We start from the raw sequence: 14,264 nt of genomic DNA on the forward strand, positions 1-14,264 counted from the left end.
AGCGGCGCAGATCACCGTGGTCGAAAGCACCACGCGTAGCAGACCCCCATGCCCTGCTCCGCTGACTTCGCGTCCGTCATGTCGTCAATCTACTCGTCCCGGCCCGCGACTCGGCAGCGGTTCACCACACGTTTTGACGCTCGTGTCACCCGACGCCGTCCGGCACGCAACACCCGGGACTGCACAGGCCCATCTCGTCGAGCGACACGCCCTCCACCGCCATCTTGGTGCCACATCTGTTGCACTCGATGTGCTCGCCAGAACCGGCGTTGAGCTGCACGACTTGCCTCACGCCACACTCGCCGCCCCAGAGAACCCTCTGTGCACCACATGCCGCGCGAAGGTCGAAGTCCGGCGGGCCAAGGCACCGGCTGTCCCGTAGGCACCGCTGCGGGGTCGAGACAAGAACCCCGCCCAGCCCCCGCAATACGAGCGGCAGAAGCCCGAGTGCATCGCGCCTCACCGCTGACCGTCGGTCGCCTGTCTGAAACGGCTCAGACGACCACGACCCTGCGCCCGCGCGTGTGACCGGCCTGGCTGTCGATGTGCGCCGCCGCAGCCTCAACGAGCGTGTACGACTTCTCGACCGGGATGTGGAGCTTTCCCCGCGAGATGAGGCCGGCGGCCTCGGCGAGCGCTTCCGGCACGCTCCCGGCCACGCCGGAGAATCGGACACCGAGCTCTGGCGCAGCGAGATCGGCGATGGAGATCACCTTCTGTGGGTCCCCGGTCAGCTCGACGAGCTCGCGGATCACGCCCGAGCCGGCCAGATCGAGGGCCGCGTCGACATGGCCGAGCTGCCGCACGCGCTCGACCCAGCCCTCGCCGTACGTCGTAGCAAGGGCACCCAGGCTCCGCAGATAGTCCTGGTTCGCCGCCCCGGCCATGCCGATCACCGTGATGCCGCGGTCGCGGGCGATCTGCAGTCCATGGCGAATCGCTCTGGCTTCTCGGGAACCACTTCAAGAGCAAGATCGGCGGAGGCGGCGACAAGCGCAAGCTCCAGGGCGAGCGCGTCGCCCAGCTCTACCAGGCCGCGCTCGAGCGCTCGGCCCATGTCGTAGTCGCCGGGGACCTCAACGACACCCCGGGCAGCCCGCCGCTCACGTTCCTCGAGGCCACCAGCCTGAAGGACGCGATGACCCACGACAGTTACGAGGGGCCGCCCGGCACCCATGGGAAGTGCACGTCCTCCAACGACAAGATCGACTACCTGATGTTCTCGCCGGAGTTGTTCGCCAAGGTGGAGAAGGTCGAGGCAGAGCGGCGTGGGATCTTCGAGTTCGGCACCCCGTTCGACACCGTGACCGGACCCGGCGACCAGGCTTCCGACCACGCCGCCCTCGTCGCCGAACTCGACCTGTAAGGGCAGCCCGGCGGCACGGCAGGGCCCCGACAGGCCGGGCCGTGACGAAGACGAGCCTGCGGTGATCCGGCGGCCGGCACGGCCGCGGAAGGCTCCGCGGGACCTGGTGATGCAGGCGCGGATGGTGGACCTGAGCTGAGCCGGACTGCGGGTGCCGACGATCGCGGATGAGGTGCGCTGCGGCAGGAAACTGTGCGCCGCTGGCTGCACCGCTTCCCGCACCGACAACTCGCCCTCTACGGCGCCGATATGTCGCTTCAGGTCGAGCGTGTCTCCGTCTGCTTCGGTGTGCGGACCTGCTTCGGTGTGCGGGCCTCTACCACTGTTGTCGAGTGCATGATCGTGTTTCGGAGCGGCTACGGCGGGGACCGGGTCGGCGCTGACGTCCTGCCGCAACGCTATCCCTTCGTGACAGTAAGCCTGTCCTTGTGACAACTCTCGTCCGGCTCTGTCCTGCCGGCGGACCAATTCCGCGCGGGAGTACGGGCCGCCGCCCTCAACAAGGAAAACGACATCCCCCATCTGTCGCAGGACCTGATCACCAAGTACGTGGCGGACCTTCGGTCACAGCGCCGGCTGTGAACGAGCCCAGTCGGACGATCACCGCAGGGGACGCCGCTTCGGCGCGGAGGACCTGAGTCCCCGCCGGCCGGAGCGAGTGACTGGCAGGCATGAGGCGCCTGGCCTTGATCTGGCGAGGCAGGCATTTCGCGGGTGCTGCAAGGCGTACACCTGGGACGGCACGGCGGTTCCGTCCTCGGCGGGCCGGTCGGATGTGCCGGTGCGGGGGAACCCGGCTTGGGCCAGGTCGCGGCCGGACACCGGGTTGGCAGGTGGTACAAGGACTCCATCGCTCGCACTCGACCGAAGACTGGGCCTGGGCCGATCGGTCGGCAGGATGCCCGTTGCCGACCTCCTCATCCGGCGCCCCGGCCAACTGACCTCTCGCTGCACAGGGTTGCGGGCAGCTTCCTCGTCTCGGCGCCGTGAGGGAAACGGAACGCCTGACGGCTGCGGCAGCTGAGGTGACCAGAGTCTCTGACGCTCAAGGGGGCGCCGGCTGCTCTTGGCCTGGAGTGGGCGGCGGGGGCCGCGGCAGCGTGAGCACCGTCGGGAACACCGGCGACGGTAGGACCGTACGGAACTGCAGGTCCCCGCGGGGCGCTCTCGCCCTGCGTGGTGCCCGGCCCGGTGTCCTGGGCCGACTCCGCGCGGTCCAGCCCTTGACCGCAGAGTGACCCGATCAGCTCTGTGCGAAGTGGCTGGCCCTGCCGTCTTGCCGTACCAGTCTGCCGAGCTGGGCAGCTCTTGCGCGTGGCATGAGGGTCCAGGTGCCGTCGGTGCGATGCAGAGCGGCGGAGTGCCAGGGGGTGGTCCAGACGTCGGGGGCGTCGAGGAGGCGGATGCCGAACTTGGGGGCGCCGATGGGCTGGGGGTGGATGGACAGGCGTACGGCGTGGGGGTGGTGTTCGGCGATCAGGTCACCCCAGGCGCGGCTGCGCTGGATCACGCCGTAGGCGCGTTGCCGGCATGCGCGTTGGAGGGCGGACCGGGTCCCTGCGTGGTCGGCGGTGTCCTCGGCGAGGAAGCGGGTGATGCCGCGGTAGAGGGCGAGGGCCTGGGCGTCGGCGCGGATCTCGGCACGCAGTGCGTCCAGGGTGGGGGCATAGCGCTGGTGGACGTGTGCGCGCTTCGTGTCGTGCGGGAGGTCGCCGAGAACGTCGCGCAGGTCGAAGACGGAGAGTCTCTGAAGCCCCCATCGGGCTATGAGTGTGCGTAGTTCGTCGGCGTAGGCGTCTATGTGCTCGTCGGAGACGTGGATGAGGTCACCGAAGACGTGGCCGTCGGAGCAGATGATGACGCGGGCGCCGGGTGGGTGGATCCGCTCGATCTCGGCGCACAGGGTGTTCAGGAAGGTGAGGGAGAGACGTTCTCCCTGGTCGGGGAGGTGGCCGAGGATCTTGGCCGGGTTGGGAGACTTGCAGGGAAAGCCGGGCAAGGTGAAGACAATGGGGACACCGCGGCCCACGAAATGAGCCATTCGGTGAATTTGGTGGGGGAATGCCTCCGCGGTCGCCGGGGCCCGGTCGGTCGTGCGGTGATGGGGCAGGAGCAGTTTCAGGATCGCGGCGCCGATGCTCGTGGGGTAAGTGTCCGGCGCGGTCGTCAGTGGCATGTCATTCCTCCGGAGCGTATGAGGGCACGTCGGAATGGCGCCGTGGCGGAGGGCCGGGCGCCGGTGGCCAGTAGGCAGGTCAGCTGGGGTCCGGTGAGGACACGCAGCCGGTCCCGGTCAGTCGGAGGCCGGCATCAGAGGCGTGGGTCGTAGTCGACGGGCAGGTGGTTGGTACCGCGGCCGAGGACGGCTGGGATCCACTCGATGTCCTCGTCCCTGATGGCCGGCTGGAGGCCGGGCAGCCGGGTGAGCAGGGTGCCGAGGGCGATCTGGAGTTCGGTGCGGGCGAGCGCGGCGCCGGGACAGAAGTGGACACCGTGGCCGAAGGCGAGGTGGGGGTTGGGGGTGCGGTCGAGGTCGAGGGTGTCGGGGTCGGGGAAGCGACGGGGGTCGCGGTTGGCCGCGCAGAGGGAGACGATCACGGAGTCGCCGGCCGGGACTTCGGTGCCGTGCAGGTCGTTGTCCTGGTCGAAGAAGCGCCAGGTGGTCAGTTCGAAGGCGCTGTCGTAGCGGAGGAGTTCCTCGACCGCACGGGGCAGGAGGTCCGGGTTGTCACGTAGGCGGGTGAGCTGGTCAGGGTGGCGGAAGAGGGCGATCAGGGCGGTGGTGATCTGGTTGGTGACCGGTTCCTGGCCGGCGACGAGAAGCTGGAAGATCATGGAGTCCAGCTCTTCCGGGGACAGTTCGCGGCGGTCGCGGGCCACAACGAGGCGGCTGAGCAGGTCCTCCTCCCAGTGCTCGCGCTTGTGGTCGACGACCTCGGCGATGTAGCTCTGCAGGCCGTGGAGGCGGGCTTCGTACCGCGGTCGTCCGGGGTCGGTGGGGCCGACCGGCTGGACGACCTTGCCCCAGTCGCGGTCGAAGCGGTCGGCCAGCTCCTGCGGGAGGCCGATCACTTCGGCGAGGACCTGGAGGGGGAAGCGGGCGGCGAAGGTCGCGACCAGATCGGCGGGGCCGGTCTCGGGCAGTGCATCGACGAGAGTGTCCGCCAGTTGCTGGAAGCGGGGGCGGAGCTGCTCGATGCGGCGTGGGGTGAAGGCGTCGGTGACGAAGCGCCGCATTCGAGTGTGCTTCGGCGCGTCCTGGTGAAGGAGGTGGACCTGGAGCTGGGAGTGCTGGGGTTCGGGCATGATCGAGGCACGGGAGCGCCAGCGGTCATTGCCGCGGTCGTGGTTCTTGCCCAGGCGGTCGTCGTTCAACGCGGAATGTGCGGCTTCGTAGCCGGTGACGAGCCAGGCTTGTACCCCGCTGGGGACGAGGACCCGGTGGACCGGCCCGGCCTCGCGCATCTGCTCGTACAGGGGGTACGGGTGGGCCTTGTAGGGGCAGCCCGTCAGCGGGACCGGATCGGGCAGGGGCTCGGGCCGGGGCTTCGGCTCGATGTCCGGCCGGGGTTCCTGGAGGGTCATGCGGGCTCCTCAGAGGGCGAGTTCGGGCTGGTAGTGGTCCAGCCACAGGGCGAGGTCGACGACGCGTTCGAGGCGCAGACGGTGGCCCCACTCCAACTGGTCGGGCGGCGTGTCCAGGCAGGGTTTGATGCGGGTCTCGTCGGCCAGGGCGCGGACCTGATCGACGGACAGGGCATCACGGGCCATGTCCTGTAGGCCGCGGTTGTAGTCGGGGTGGTGGGTGGCCGGGTAGTGGTTCTTGGGGCGGTGCAGCACGGAATCGGGGGCGAGCCCGGTGCCGGCGACGCGCAGCAGGCTCTTCTCGCGGCCGTCGAAGCTTTTGAGGGCCCAGGGGGTGGCGAAGGCGTACTCCACGAGGCGGTGTTCGCAGTACGGGACGCGGACCTCCAGACCCTGGGCCATGCTCAACCGGTCCTTGCGGTGCAGGAGTTGGCGTAGCCAGTGGGTCAGGGACAGGTGCTGCATCTCGCGTTGCCGGTGCTCGGTGGGCGTCTCGCCGTCCAGATGCGGTACGGCGGCCAACGCGCTGCGGTACATGTCGTCGCGGAACTCGCCGATGCGAAGGTCGAGTTCCGGGTTCAGCGGCATGGCGGCCTCGTCGCCGGTCACCAGCAGCCAGGGGAAGGTCTCGGCAGCGAGCGCCTTCGGGTTGTGGAACCAGGGGTAGCCGCCGAAGACCTCGTCCGCGGCCTCACCTGACAGGGCGACGGTGGAGTGCTTGCGGATCTCGCCGAACAGCAGGTAGAGCGAGGTGTCCATGTCGCCGACACCGATCGGCGAGTCCCTCGCCACGACGACCGCCTTGCGGTGCTCGGGGTCGAGCAGGGCGCGCGGGTCGAGGACGACCGTGCTGTGGTCGGTACCGATGAAGGCGCCGGCCTCGATGGAGTAAGGGGTGTCGTGGCCGGTGCGCAGGACGTCACCGGTGAACTGCGCAGCCTGGTCGCTGTAGTCGACGGCATAGGAGCGGATACGGGCGCCCGATCCTTCGCGCAGCCTGAGTTCGTCGGCGAGTAGGGCGGTCAGCACGGTGGAGTCGATGCCGCCGGACAGCAGGCTGCACAGCGGGACGTCGGCCTCCAGCTGACTGCGAGCGGCCGTGCCGACCAGTTCACGGATCCGCTCCACGGTCGTTTCCCGGTCGTCGTTGTGGACGTGGGCCTCCAGCCGCCAGTAGCGGCGCTCGCGGATGCCCTTCCGGTCCAGGACGAGCAGGCCACCGGGCTCGACCTCCCGCACCCCGGACCACACCGTCGGACCGGTGTTGAACAGCAGGCTGTACGCCTCCCGCAGTCCGTCGGCGTCCACGCGGGGCCGTATCTCCGGATGGGCGAACAGTGCCTTGGGCTCGGAGGCGAAGGCCAGACCGCCCTCGACGACCGCCCAGAACAGCGGCTTGACGCCGAGCCGGTCGCGCACCAGCACCAGCCGCTGGGCACGCTCGTCCCAGACGGCGAAAGCGAACATGCCCTCCAGGTGGTCGGCGACGTCCTCGCCCCACTCCGCGTACGCGCGCAGCACCACCTCGGTGTCGCTGCGCGTACGGAGGGCATGTCCTCTGCCGCGCAGCTCGGCCCGCAGCTCGTGGTGGTTGTAGACCTCGCCGCTGTAGCCGAGCACGAAGGCCGGCTCGTCGGGCCGGTCGGTCATCGGCTGCACCCCGCCTCCGAGATCGATGACGGCCAGGCGGCGGTGACCGATCGCGGCCTGTTCGCCGAGCCAGACGCCGCCGGCATCGGGACCGCGTGGCGTGAGGGTGGCGGTCATGGCCTTGATGACGGGGGCCTGAGTACGGGCGTCGCCGTGAAAGGACGCCCAGCCGGTGATTCCGCACATGGGGGGCCACTCCTTGTTCAGGTATGGGCGGCGGGCGCCGCGTCGATGGCCTTCTCGGGCGGATCGGCCCGGCGGCGGCCCGGAAGTGCCAGCAGCGGTACCGCGAGACAGGCGCCGGTGGCTGCCAGGGCGAGCCCGGCGTGTACGCCATCACCGGGTCCGGCAAGGCCCCAGACCGCGGTGGCCAGCGCCGGGCCGAGGGTGAAACCGAGGCTGCGGGCGAATTGCACCGTGGATCCGACGGTGGCGATCCGATCCGGTGGGGCGGCACCCATGACCAGGGCCTGGGTGGGACCGCCGTTGAGGCCCATGCCTGTACCGGCCAGTGCCAGCCGCCAGGCCACCTCCCACGATGACCAGCCATTGCCCAGCGGGACGAGCAGCAGCAGACCGGCGGCCGTGAGCAAGGCCCCGATGGCCGCCACCGGCCGCGCGCCGTACCGGTCGGCCAGGCGCCCGCCGAGCGGCCCGGCCAGGCCCATGCCGAGCGGGAAGGCGAGCACCGTGAGCCCGGTGGTCGTGGCACTGACGCCTTCGTCGCGCTGGAGGTGCAGGGCGACGACGTAGTGCATGGCGGCGAATCCGGCGGCCAGGGCGAGCACCGCTCCGTGCGCCCGGGACAGTCCCGGGACCCGCAGCACGCCGATGACCGGACGACACCCCGGACCACGCAGCCACCACCACAGCGGCGGAACGGCGGCGACCACAAGCACCAGCCACCCCGGATCGTTCGACGCCAGGGTCAGTGTCAGCAACAGCACCGCCACACCCGTGGCCACCAGCAGCGCATCCACCAGCGATCGCCGGTCGGGCCACCGCAGCCGACCGTCCCGCGGCATCGTCCTCCACGCCACGACCAGGGCGAGCGCACAAAAGGGAATCTTCACGAGGAAGACGGAGGGCCAGCCGAAGTGGTCCAGCAGCAGGCCACCCACGGCCGGTCCGGTCACCGCCCCCAGCGGCCCCAAGGTCGCAGGAACGCTCATCGCCCGCCCCCGCAGCTCCGGCCGTACCGAGCGCATCGCGAGCACAGGCATCAGCACGAACAACACCGCCCCGAACGCGCCCTGCGCAAAGCGGGCGGCGATCAACCAGGCCGCCCAGGGGGCGCAAGCGGCCAGGGCACTGCACAGGCCGAAGCCTGCGATCGCTGCCGCCACTGCGGAGCGCAGCCCCGCGCCGTCCAGCCACCGACCGGCCGGCAAAAGCAAGGCCACAACAGGCAGTTGATACGCCAGCGCCGCCCACTGGGCGGTCGCAGCGGACACGTGCAGGCCGTCGGCGATGTCCGCAAGTGCCACGTTGACGATGTTCATGTCGAGCATCGCCACGAAGGCCAACACCCCCGCAACGGCCACCAGCAGCCAGCGATCCTCACTGACGGGTTTGCGACCGGGTTGTTCCGACCCGGAATCGTCGAGTGTCACCCTTCCCCCTCACCGACGCGGGCCGCCGGGATGGCGGCCTCGAACAAGAAGTCGGAAGGAGACGACGGTGAGTTCCCACCCCCGCCCAAAAAACATACCGACCAGAAGGAGAGCTCCTCCGCCGATCACCCGAGACGGTCAGGTCTCGCAGGCGCTGGTGCCGGGCGCCGGAATCGGGAAAACCGCTGCGGAACTTCGGACACCGATCAGCCGACTACTGAAGTGCCGGGCTGGACTGAACACCCCGCCCCTGCCGATCCGAACCCTCACGTCAAAGCCGCACCGACATCCAGGAGTTGTGCCATGCCCCAGAAGCAGTACCACGTCACCGGAATGAGCTGCGAGCACTGCGTGGCGAGCATCAAAGAAGAGGTTTCGGAGGTGCCCGGTGTGAGCGAGGTTGTGGTCGATCTCGCCGCGGGCGCTGTCACGGTGCACGGCGCTGACCTCGACGACGAGCGGCTGCGTGCTGCCATCGTCGAGGCCGGGTACGGCGTCGACGACTCGATCGCCGCCTGACCTTGCTGCTGACGGAGGGCGGGCGGAACCACCCTCCCCCCCCCCCACCCTCCCCAACCTCATCCCCGGCTCGCCCCCCCCCAGGCCGCCGCGGCGGGGGCCGGGGCCGGATGGGGGAAAGCGATCAGCGGGTCGCCGGTCAGCGGGTGGTCGACCACGGCCGCCCGCACCCCGAAGACCTCGGCCATCAGCTCAGGCGTGAGGACGTCACGCGGTCTGCCGGAGGCGACCACAGCCCCGGCATGCAGCACGTGCAGCCGGTCACAGACCGACGCGGCCGCATTCAGGTCGTGCAGCGACACCAGAGTCGTACGGCACTGCGCACGCAGCAGGGCGAGCAGCTCCACCTGATGGCGGACGTCGAGATGGTTGGTCGGCTCGTCCAGCACCAGGACGTCCGGGTCCTGGGCGAACGCGCGGGCCAGCAGAACGCGTTGGCGCTCGCCCCCGGACAAGGCGGTGAAGCGGCGTCCGGCACAGCCGTCCATGCCGACGTCGGACAGGACCTTCGCAACGATGTCCCGGTCGGTGGCATCCTCCCCGGCAAAGGCCCGCTTGTAGGGCGTGCGCCCCATCGCGACGACCTCGCGCACGGTCAGCTCGAAGTCGCTCCCCCGCTCCTGCGGCAGGGCCGCAACGTGCCGCGCCGACTGGAGCGGGGGCATCTCCCTCAGGTCGGTGCCCCCCAGCAACACCCGCCCGGCGGTGGGCTTCAGGTGCCGGTAGACGGTGCGCAGGAGGCTGGACTTGCCGCTGCCGTTGGGCCCGACCAGGCCCGTGATCTCGCCCTCGACCGCCACCAGGTGGGCGCCGGCCACGACCGTACGGCCGGCATAGCCGACGTGCAGGTCCTCAATGTCGATCCTCAACTTCCGCTCCCCAGGCGCCGGTCCAGCAGATACAGGAGGGCCGGAGCCCCGATGAGCGAGGTGACGACGCCGACCGGCAGCTCCTGTGAGTCCATGGCCGTACGGCAGACAATGTCGACCACGACCATCAGCAGGGCGCCGAACAGCGCGGAGACGGGCAGGAGCCGTCGGTGGTCGCCGCCGACGAGGAGCCGACAGACGTGCGGCACCATCAGCGCGACGAAGGCGATCGCGCCGGAGACCGCGACCAGGACACCGGTCAGCACACTGGTCACCGTGAACAACTCGCGGCGCAGGCGGGTGACGTCGATGCCGAGTCCGGCTGCTGTCTCATCCCCCATCAGCAGCGCGTTCAGCCCCCGGGCCCGCGCCTGTAGCCACAGCAGGGCCACCGGAACAGCCACCGCGGGTACCGCGAGCAGCTCCCAGTTCGCCCCGCTGAGGCTGCCCATGAGCCAGAACAGCACACTGTGGGTCTGCTGCTCGTCCCCGGTCTGGAGCACGAGGTAGCTGGTGAACCCGGAAAGGAACTGCCCGATGGCCACCCCGGCCAGCACCAGCCGGAGCGGCGCGAAGCCCCCACCGCGCCGGGCGATCACCCATACGAGTGCGAAGGTGGCCAGGGCTCCGGCAAAGGCCGCACCGGACAGGCCCAACCCGAGCGCGCCGCCCGCTCCCAGGCCGAGCACGATGGCGGTAACCGCTCCGAGGGAGGCGCCGTTGGAGATGCCCAGCAGGTACGGGTCGGCCAGGGGATTGCGCACCAGCGCTTGTACAGCCGTACCGACAATACCGAGACCGGACCCGACGAGTGCCGCCAACAGAGCGCGCGGGACGCGCAGTTGCCAGACGATCAGATCGTTTGTGCCGGGGCGTGGTGCCTCGCCGCCGAGCCGCCGCCACACCACGCCCCACACCTCACCGGGCGGGATGGACGTCGACCCCCAAGCCACGGCCGCCGTCAACGCTGCCAGCAGAACCACCCCCAGGACCGCCATCAGCGGCCCGACAGGCACGCTGCGCGCGTCCGGAGCGGCGTCCGCGGCGGTACGGCGCAACAATGTGGAGGCCACGGCTAGCCGACCTTGCCGGGGTAGAGGGTCTTGGCGATCTCCTTGACCGTTTCGGCGTTCCGGACGCCGGCGATGGTGGTCTGCTCGGAGCCGATGTGCAGGAAGTGGCCCTCCTTGACCGCCTTCAGGCCCTTGGTGGCCGCATTGGACTTCAGCCACTTCTCGGCGTCGCCGAATGCCTTCTCGTTCGCGGCCTCGCTGCCCCGATTACGAACGCCGACTTGGATCCAGTCCGGGTTCTTCGCGATCACCTTCTCCCAGTCGACCTGCTTGTAGTCGCCGTTGCAGTCGGCGAAGACGTTGCGGGCGCCGGCCAGCGTGATCACGGCGTTGGCCACCTGGCGGTTGCAGGTGACGCTGGGCTGCTTGGTGCCGGCGTCGTAGTCGAAGAAGAAGTACGTCGGCCGCTTGCTCTCGGCCGTTCCACCGACCGCCTTCTGGACGGCGTCGACCGTCTCCTTCATCCCGGCGACGAGTTCCTTCGCCTTCGCGCTCGTGCCGGTGACCGCACCGAGGGCCGTGATGTCGGCCTCGACGGCGGACAGGTCGGTGACCGGGCTCTTGCCCGTCGCGGCGCAAGCGGTGGACTTCAGGTAGATGTGCTTGATCCCGGCCGCCTTGAACTCCTCCTCGGTCGGCGCATCCCCCATTCCGCCGCCCATGCTCCCCATCGAGGCGAAGGTGTCGATGTACAGATCGGCGCCGGAACCGAGCAGCTTCTCCTTCGGGATCACACTCCGGCTGAGCACCTTCACCTTCTGCGCCTGCCCGTCCAACTCGCCGGGCAGCGCGCCCTTACCAGGCGGGAAGCCCGTGCCGATGACCTTGTCGCCTGCACCCAGGCGGAGCAGCAGCTCCAAGCTGGAGGCGTTGCTGGTGACGATCTTCTTCGAGGCTGCGGAGAAGGTGGTCTTGGCGCCCATGCAGTCGGTGATGGTCGCCGGGTGGGCACCGGAGACGGCGCTCCCGTCCTTCCCCACGGTCTTGTCCGCCGTGTCCTTCCCCCCACCGCCGCAGCCCGCCGCCAGCAGGCAGCCCAGCACGACGGCCGCCGTACCGCCCCACACACGAGAACGCATCGAACAACTCCCGGATCCACTCGGCACGCGGGCGAACCTCCGTCACCCGATCCAGTAGTCGGAGCGAACCCGCTCTGAGTTCCCGACCAGTGGAAAGCAAACGCATGAGATCCGCTTCTGGCGACGACGAGGATGTCGGCGCCGACTTGCTTCCGGTCGGCACCAACGCCCTCGTACCCATGGGCTCAGGTCGGCACGGCGGGCTCGTCCGCCTGGTCCAGGGGTCCATCAGGGTCGCCCGAGCACGGGAGACGCGGGAGCGGAGCGTGCCGACCGGGCAGTCGCTGACCTCGGCCGCTTCCGCGTAGGGCAGGCCGAGGAGCTGGGTGAGGATGAACGCTTCCCGGCCTGCCCTACGCGGAAGCGATGCGCCGATCCCCACGCAAAGAACCCGTGACTTCTGACTGGGGAACGTCGGCACTAGTGGAGGTGGAACAGGAGGAGCAAGCCCCCCACGAGCATCAAGGGCAGACCCATGGCACGCAGGGCTTCAGGCCGCGCGAAGAGAACGGGCACGTATGGCGTCTCAAGGAGTCCGTTCCTCCAAAGAGTCTCGCGGTGCCGATCAGCCGCCCTTTTCTGTATCCGCTCGCACCTACGCCTGATGAAACCACCCACATCGAAGAGTACGCAGGCCCCCACCATGAGGTACACCATCGCAAGCCCGATATCCATGGCAGCCACACTACGGCGCGCTCCCGAGCGGGACCGCCATCGGACCGAAGGGCTAGACCGCCACCGGGCCGAACGGCTCGGCCGGCATCGGGGCTGACGGCGAATCCTGCCTCGGCGCCCCCAGGCCCTACTCCTCGGCACTGAGGGCACCTTCTTCGCCTGCGCTTCGGGCCCCGCAGGCGGAGGTGGTCCGAGGCCGGACATGGGGTTGACGAACACCACCCGGTGCTCTCCTCGCAGGCGGAGGCGAACGCGCCGTCACCGTCACGGCCTGGGAGGAACCGGTCGTTCGGACGCGGCCGTCGAACTCCTGCTCACCGTCAGCGCATGGGGGCTGTTTTGGCGCTCGGCCCCCAGTCCGCCCAGACGAGGTTCATGGACACGCCACCCGGCGTTGTGGGCGGCGATGTCGTCCTTGTTGGGCCAGAAGTGCGGCTCGACGCCCTTGCTTCGGTAGGCGGACCGCGTCGGGTACGGCAGTGGAGCCGCCTGGGCACCAGCAGTGGCGTCACCATTCGCATCAACCTGGCGGATCGAAACGGATGTCATGCCACGCCCTCGTGCACATTGCTCGGTTGCCCTCGAAGCTCGTCCGTTGCCGCCTGGGCCACGGGTACCCGTCGAGCGTCTGCAGCAGGTCAGCGTGTGGTGCGGGTGTACGGCCGGGACATACCGTCGCGCCGGGCAGTGGCCGACGGTGACGTCCGGTCGGTTCAGCGGATGAAGTCGACCTCTGGGTAGTGGCGCGAGGGGCCGTCGAGCAGGTGGCTGTTCCGATGGCGCAGGTGCTTGTCGAAGAAGGCGGCGACGTAGGTGCGTTGGACCTCGATGGAGCGGTTGGGGTCGATCGTGCCGAGTGCCTGCTGCATTACTTCCGGGGTTATCCCGAATGCGCCCGGTGCCTGGGGGAACAGGACCTGGTTGTCGACGAAGGAGTTGTGCCCGGAGCCGCGCAGCTTCAGGTCGAGCCGCTCTCCGTGCAGGTTTTCCCAGAGCCGCGCCCAGCTCCGGTCGCTGTTGCGGTTGTGGTGCTCGGAACTGAACAGCATGTAGGGGCGGTCGAGCCGCTGGTGGACCGACGAGCCGAAGAGCTGGCCGTCCAGGTTCACGCCGGCGTCGATCCTGGAGTCCTCGTGCATGGCGGCGGCCACTGAGCCGCCGCCGAGGGAAGCGCCGAACATCCCGATGTGTTTCGTGCTCACGGCCTGGGTCAGCCCGTGGGGGAGCGGCTTGTGTTCCACATCCGGGTTGTGGCCGCGGGCGATCTCGGCCAGCTGGTTGATGACGAAGTGGGTGTCCGCCGCCCGGACGTCGATCAAGTCGCGCGATTTGGAGCCTGGCGGCAGCATGCTCACCTCATGTCGCCCGCCAGGGAACACCACATCGCCGGTGTCGTGGGTGTGGTCGATGGTGACGACCAAGTAGCCGCGGCTGGCCAGGTCCTGAACCAGTGCCGTGCCCGTCGCACGGTTCCCACGCCCGCCGGGCGAGTACAGCAGCACCGGCAGCTTGCCGGCCTTGCGGCCGACCGGGGCACCGGTGTGCCCGGCAGTGGTGGGCAGGGTCACCCCGCCCGGCAGCACCTGCTGGCTGACCGGGAGCTGCGCGGCGGGATAGCGGCTGGTGTGCGTGGCCGGATACCACAGCGAGACCATCAACTCGCGCTGCTGCCCGGGCACCCACGGATCCGCGCGTTTCGCGTCACGCAGGTGGAGGTCGACGGTTCCGACGCCATAGCGCCCGGTCGGGGCGGGGAGAGTCAGCTGACCCGGGGCCGGCGCCGCGTCCAAGGCCGCAGCCCGGACCGGGGGTTGCGCCGCGTCCAAGGCCGCCGC

General features: G+C 69.6%; 11 protein-coding genes and 2 pseudogenes. 3 read left to right on the plus strand and 10 right to left on the minus strand.

Going from position 1 to position 14,264, the window contains the following annotated elements; all coding sequences use genetic code 11:
• Positions 1–494 precede the first annotated feature (494 nt).
• Positions 495–926: pseudogene (locus ACGFWI_RS38300) on the minus strand (zinc-binding dehydrogenase); the annotation flags it as partial.
• Positions 927–973: 47 nt separating this feature from the next.
• Here ACGFWI_RS38300 and ACGFWI_RS38305 point away from each other — a divergent pair.
• Positions 974–1,366, plus strand: a complete 393-nt coding sequence (locus tag ACGFWI_RS38305) for an endonuclease/exonuclease/phosphatase family protein (protein ID WP_393910701.1) — start codon at positions 974–976, stop codon at positions 1,364–1,366.
• A gap of 192 nt (positions 1,367–1,558) precedes the next feature.
• Complete coding sequence (locus ACGFWI_RS38310) at positions 1,559–1,798, plus strand: hypothetical protein (protein ID WP_393910693.1); 240 nt, start codon at positions 1,559–1,561, stop codon at positions 1,796–1,798.
• 811 nt (positions 1,799–2,609) lie between these two features.
• On the opposite strand, the gene ACGFWI_RS38315 is transcribed toward ACGFWI_RS38310, so the two are convergent.
• The 4 genes from ACGFWI_RS38315 to ACGFWI_RS38330 form a co-directional block, all read right to left on the minus strand.
• The gene (locus tag ACGFWI_RS38315) at positions 2,610–3,542 is read right to left on the minus strand and encodes an L-tyrosine/L-tryptophan isonitrile synthase family protein (protein WP_393910694.1); all 933 of its coding nucleotides are present in this window, start codon (positions 3,540–3,542) and stop codon (positions 2,610–2,612) included.
• 134 nt (positions 3,543–3,676) lie between these two features.
• Positions 3,677–4,951 carry a cytochrome P450 gene (locus ACGFWI_RS38320; protein ID WP_393910695.1) on the minus strand — a complete coding sequence of 425 codons (1,275 nt, stop codon included), beginning with the start codon at positions 4,949–4,951 and terminating at the stop codon, positions 3,677–3,679.
• 9 nt (positions 4,952–4,960) lie between these two features.
• Positions 4,961–6,787 carry an asparagine synthase (glutamine-hydrolyzing) gene (gene asnB / locus ACGFWI_RS38325; RefSeq protein WP_393910696.1) on the minus strand — a complete coding sequence of 609 codons (1,827 nt, stop codon included), beginning with the start codon at positions 6,785–6,787 and terminating at the stop codon, positions 4,961–4,963.
• Positions 6,788–6,804: 17 nt separating this feature from the next.
• Positions 6,805–8,214: an MFS transporter gene (locus ACGFWI_RS38330; RefSeq protein ID WP_393910697.1), complete on the minus strand. Its 1,410-nt coding sequence runs from the start codon at positions 8,212–8,214 to the stop codon at positions 6,805–6,807.
• Positions 8,215–8,517: 303 nt separating this feature from the next.
• On the opposite strand from ACGFWI_RS38330, the gene ACGFWI_RS38335 reads away from it, so the two are divergent.
• Positions 8,518–8,733 carry a heavy-metal-associated domain-containing protein gene (locus ACGFWI_RS38335; RefSeq protein ID WP_030075432.1) on the plus strand — a complete coding sequence of 72 codons (216 nt, stop codon included), beginning with the start codon at positions 8,518–8,520 and terminating at the stop codon, positions 8,731–8,733.
• 59 nt (positions 8,734–8,792) lie between these two features.
• Here ACGFWI_RS38335 and ACGFWI_RS38340 read toward each other — a convergent pair whose 3' ends face one another.
• From ACGFWI_RS38340 to ACGFWI_RS38360, 5 genes and pseudogenes are all read right to left on the minus strand, one after another.
• On the minus strand, positions 8,793–9,602 hold the full coding sequence (locus tag ACGFWI_RS38340) for an ABC transporter ATP-binding protein (RefSeq protein ID WP_393910698.1): 810 nt from the start codon (positions 9,600–9,602) through the stop codon (positions 8,793–8,795).
• A complete protein-coding gene (locus ACGFWI_RS38345; protein ID WP_234341211.1) occupies positions 9,599–10,600 on the minus strand; it encodes an iron ABC transporter permease in 1,002 nt (333 codons plus the stop codon). The genes ACGFWI_RS38340 and ACGFWI_RS38345 overlap by 4 nt, the downstream gene beginning before the upstream one ends.
• A 77-nt stretch (positions 10,601–10,677) precedes the next feature.
• A complete protein-coding gene (locus ACGFWI_RS38350) occupies positions 10,678–11,754 on the minus strand; it encodes an ABC transporter substrate-binding protein (RefSeq protein ID WP_393910699.1) in 1,077 nt (358 codons plus the stop codon).
• A 185-nt stretch (positions 11,755–11,939) separates the two neighbouring features.
• Positions 11,940–12,100 (minus strand): annotated as a pseudogene (locus ACGFWI_RS38355) (sigma factor-like helix-turn-helix DNA-binding protein); the annotation flags it as partial.
• 1,042 nt (positions 12,101–13,142) lie between these two features.
• Positions 13,143–14,264: alpha/beta hydrolase family protein (locus tag ACGFWI_RS38360; protein WP_393910700.1), on the minus strand; the 1,122-nt coding region annotated here is incomplete at its 5' end.

It is taken from the genome of Streptomyces sp. NPDC048434 (assembly GCF_043200375.1).
Classification (GTDB): domain Bacteria; phylum Actinomycetota; class Actinomycetes; order Streptomycetales; family Streptomycetaceae; genus Streptomyces.

Coding starts and splice junctions, on each gene's coding strand:
- ACGFWI_RS38345 (WP_234341211.1), bottom strand. CDS start 10,600: ATGGCGGTCCTGGGGGTGGTTCTGCTGGCAGCGTTGACGGCGGCCGTG.
- ACGFWI_RS38335 (WP_030075432.1), top strand. CDS start 8,518: ATGCCCCAGAAGCAGTACCACGTCACCGGAATGAGCTGCGAGCACTGC.
- ACGFWI_RS38350 (WP_393910699.1), bottom strand. CDS start 11,754: ATGCGTTCTCGTGTGTGGGGCGGTACGGCGGCCGTCGTGCTGGGCTGC.
- ACGFWI_RS38315 (WP_393910694.1), bottom strand. CDS start 3,542: ATGCCACTGACGACCGCGCCGGACACTTACCCCACGAGCATCGGCGCC.
- ACGFWI_RS38320 (WP_393910695.1), bottom strand. CDS start 4,951: ATGACCCTCCAGGAACCCCGGCCGGACATCGAGCCGAAGCCCCGGCCC.
- asnB (WP_393910696.1), bottom strand. CDS start 6,787: ATGTGCGGAATCACCGGCTGGGCGTCCTTTCACGGCGACGCCCGTACT.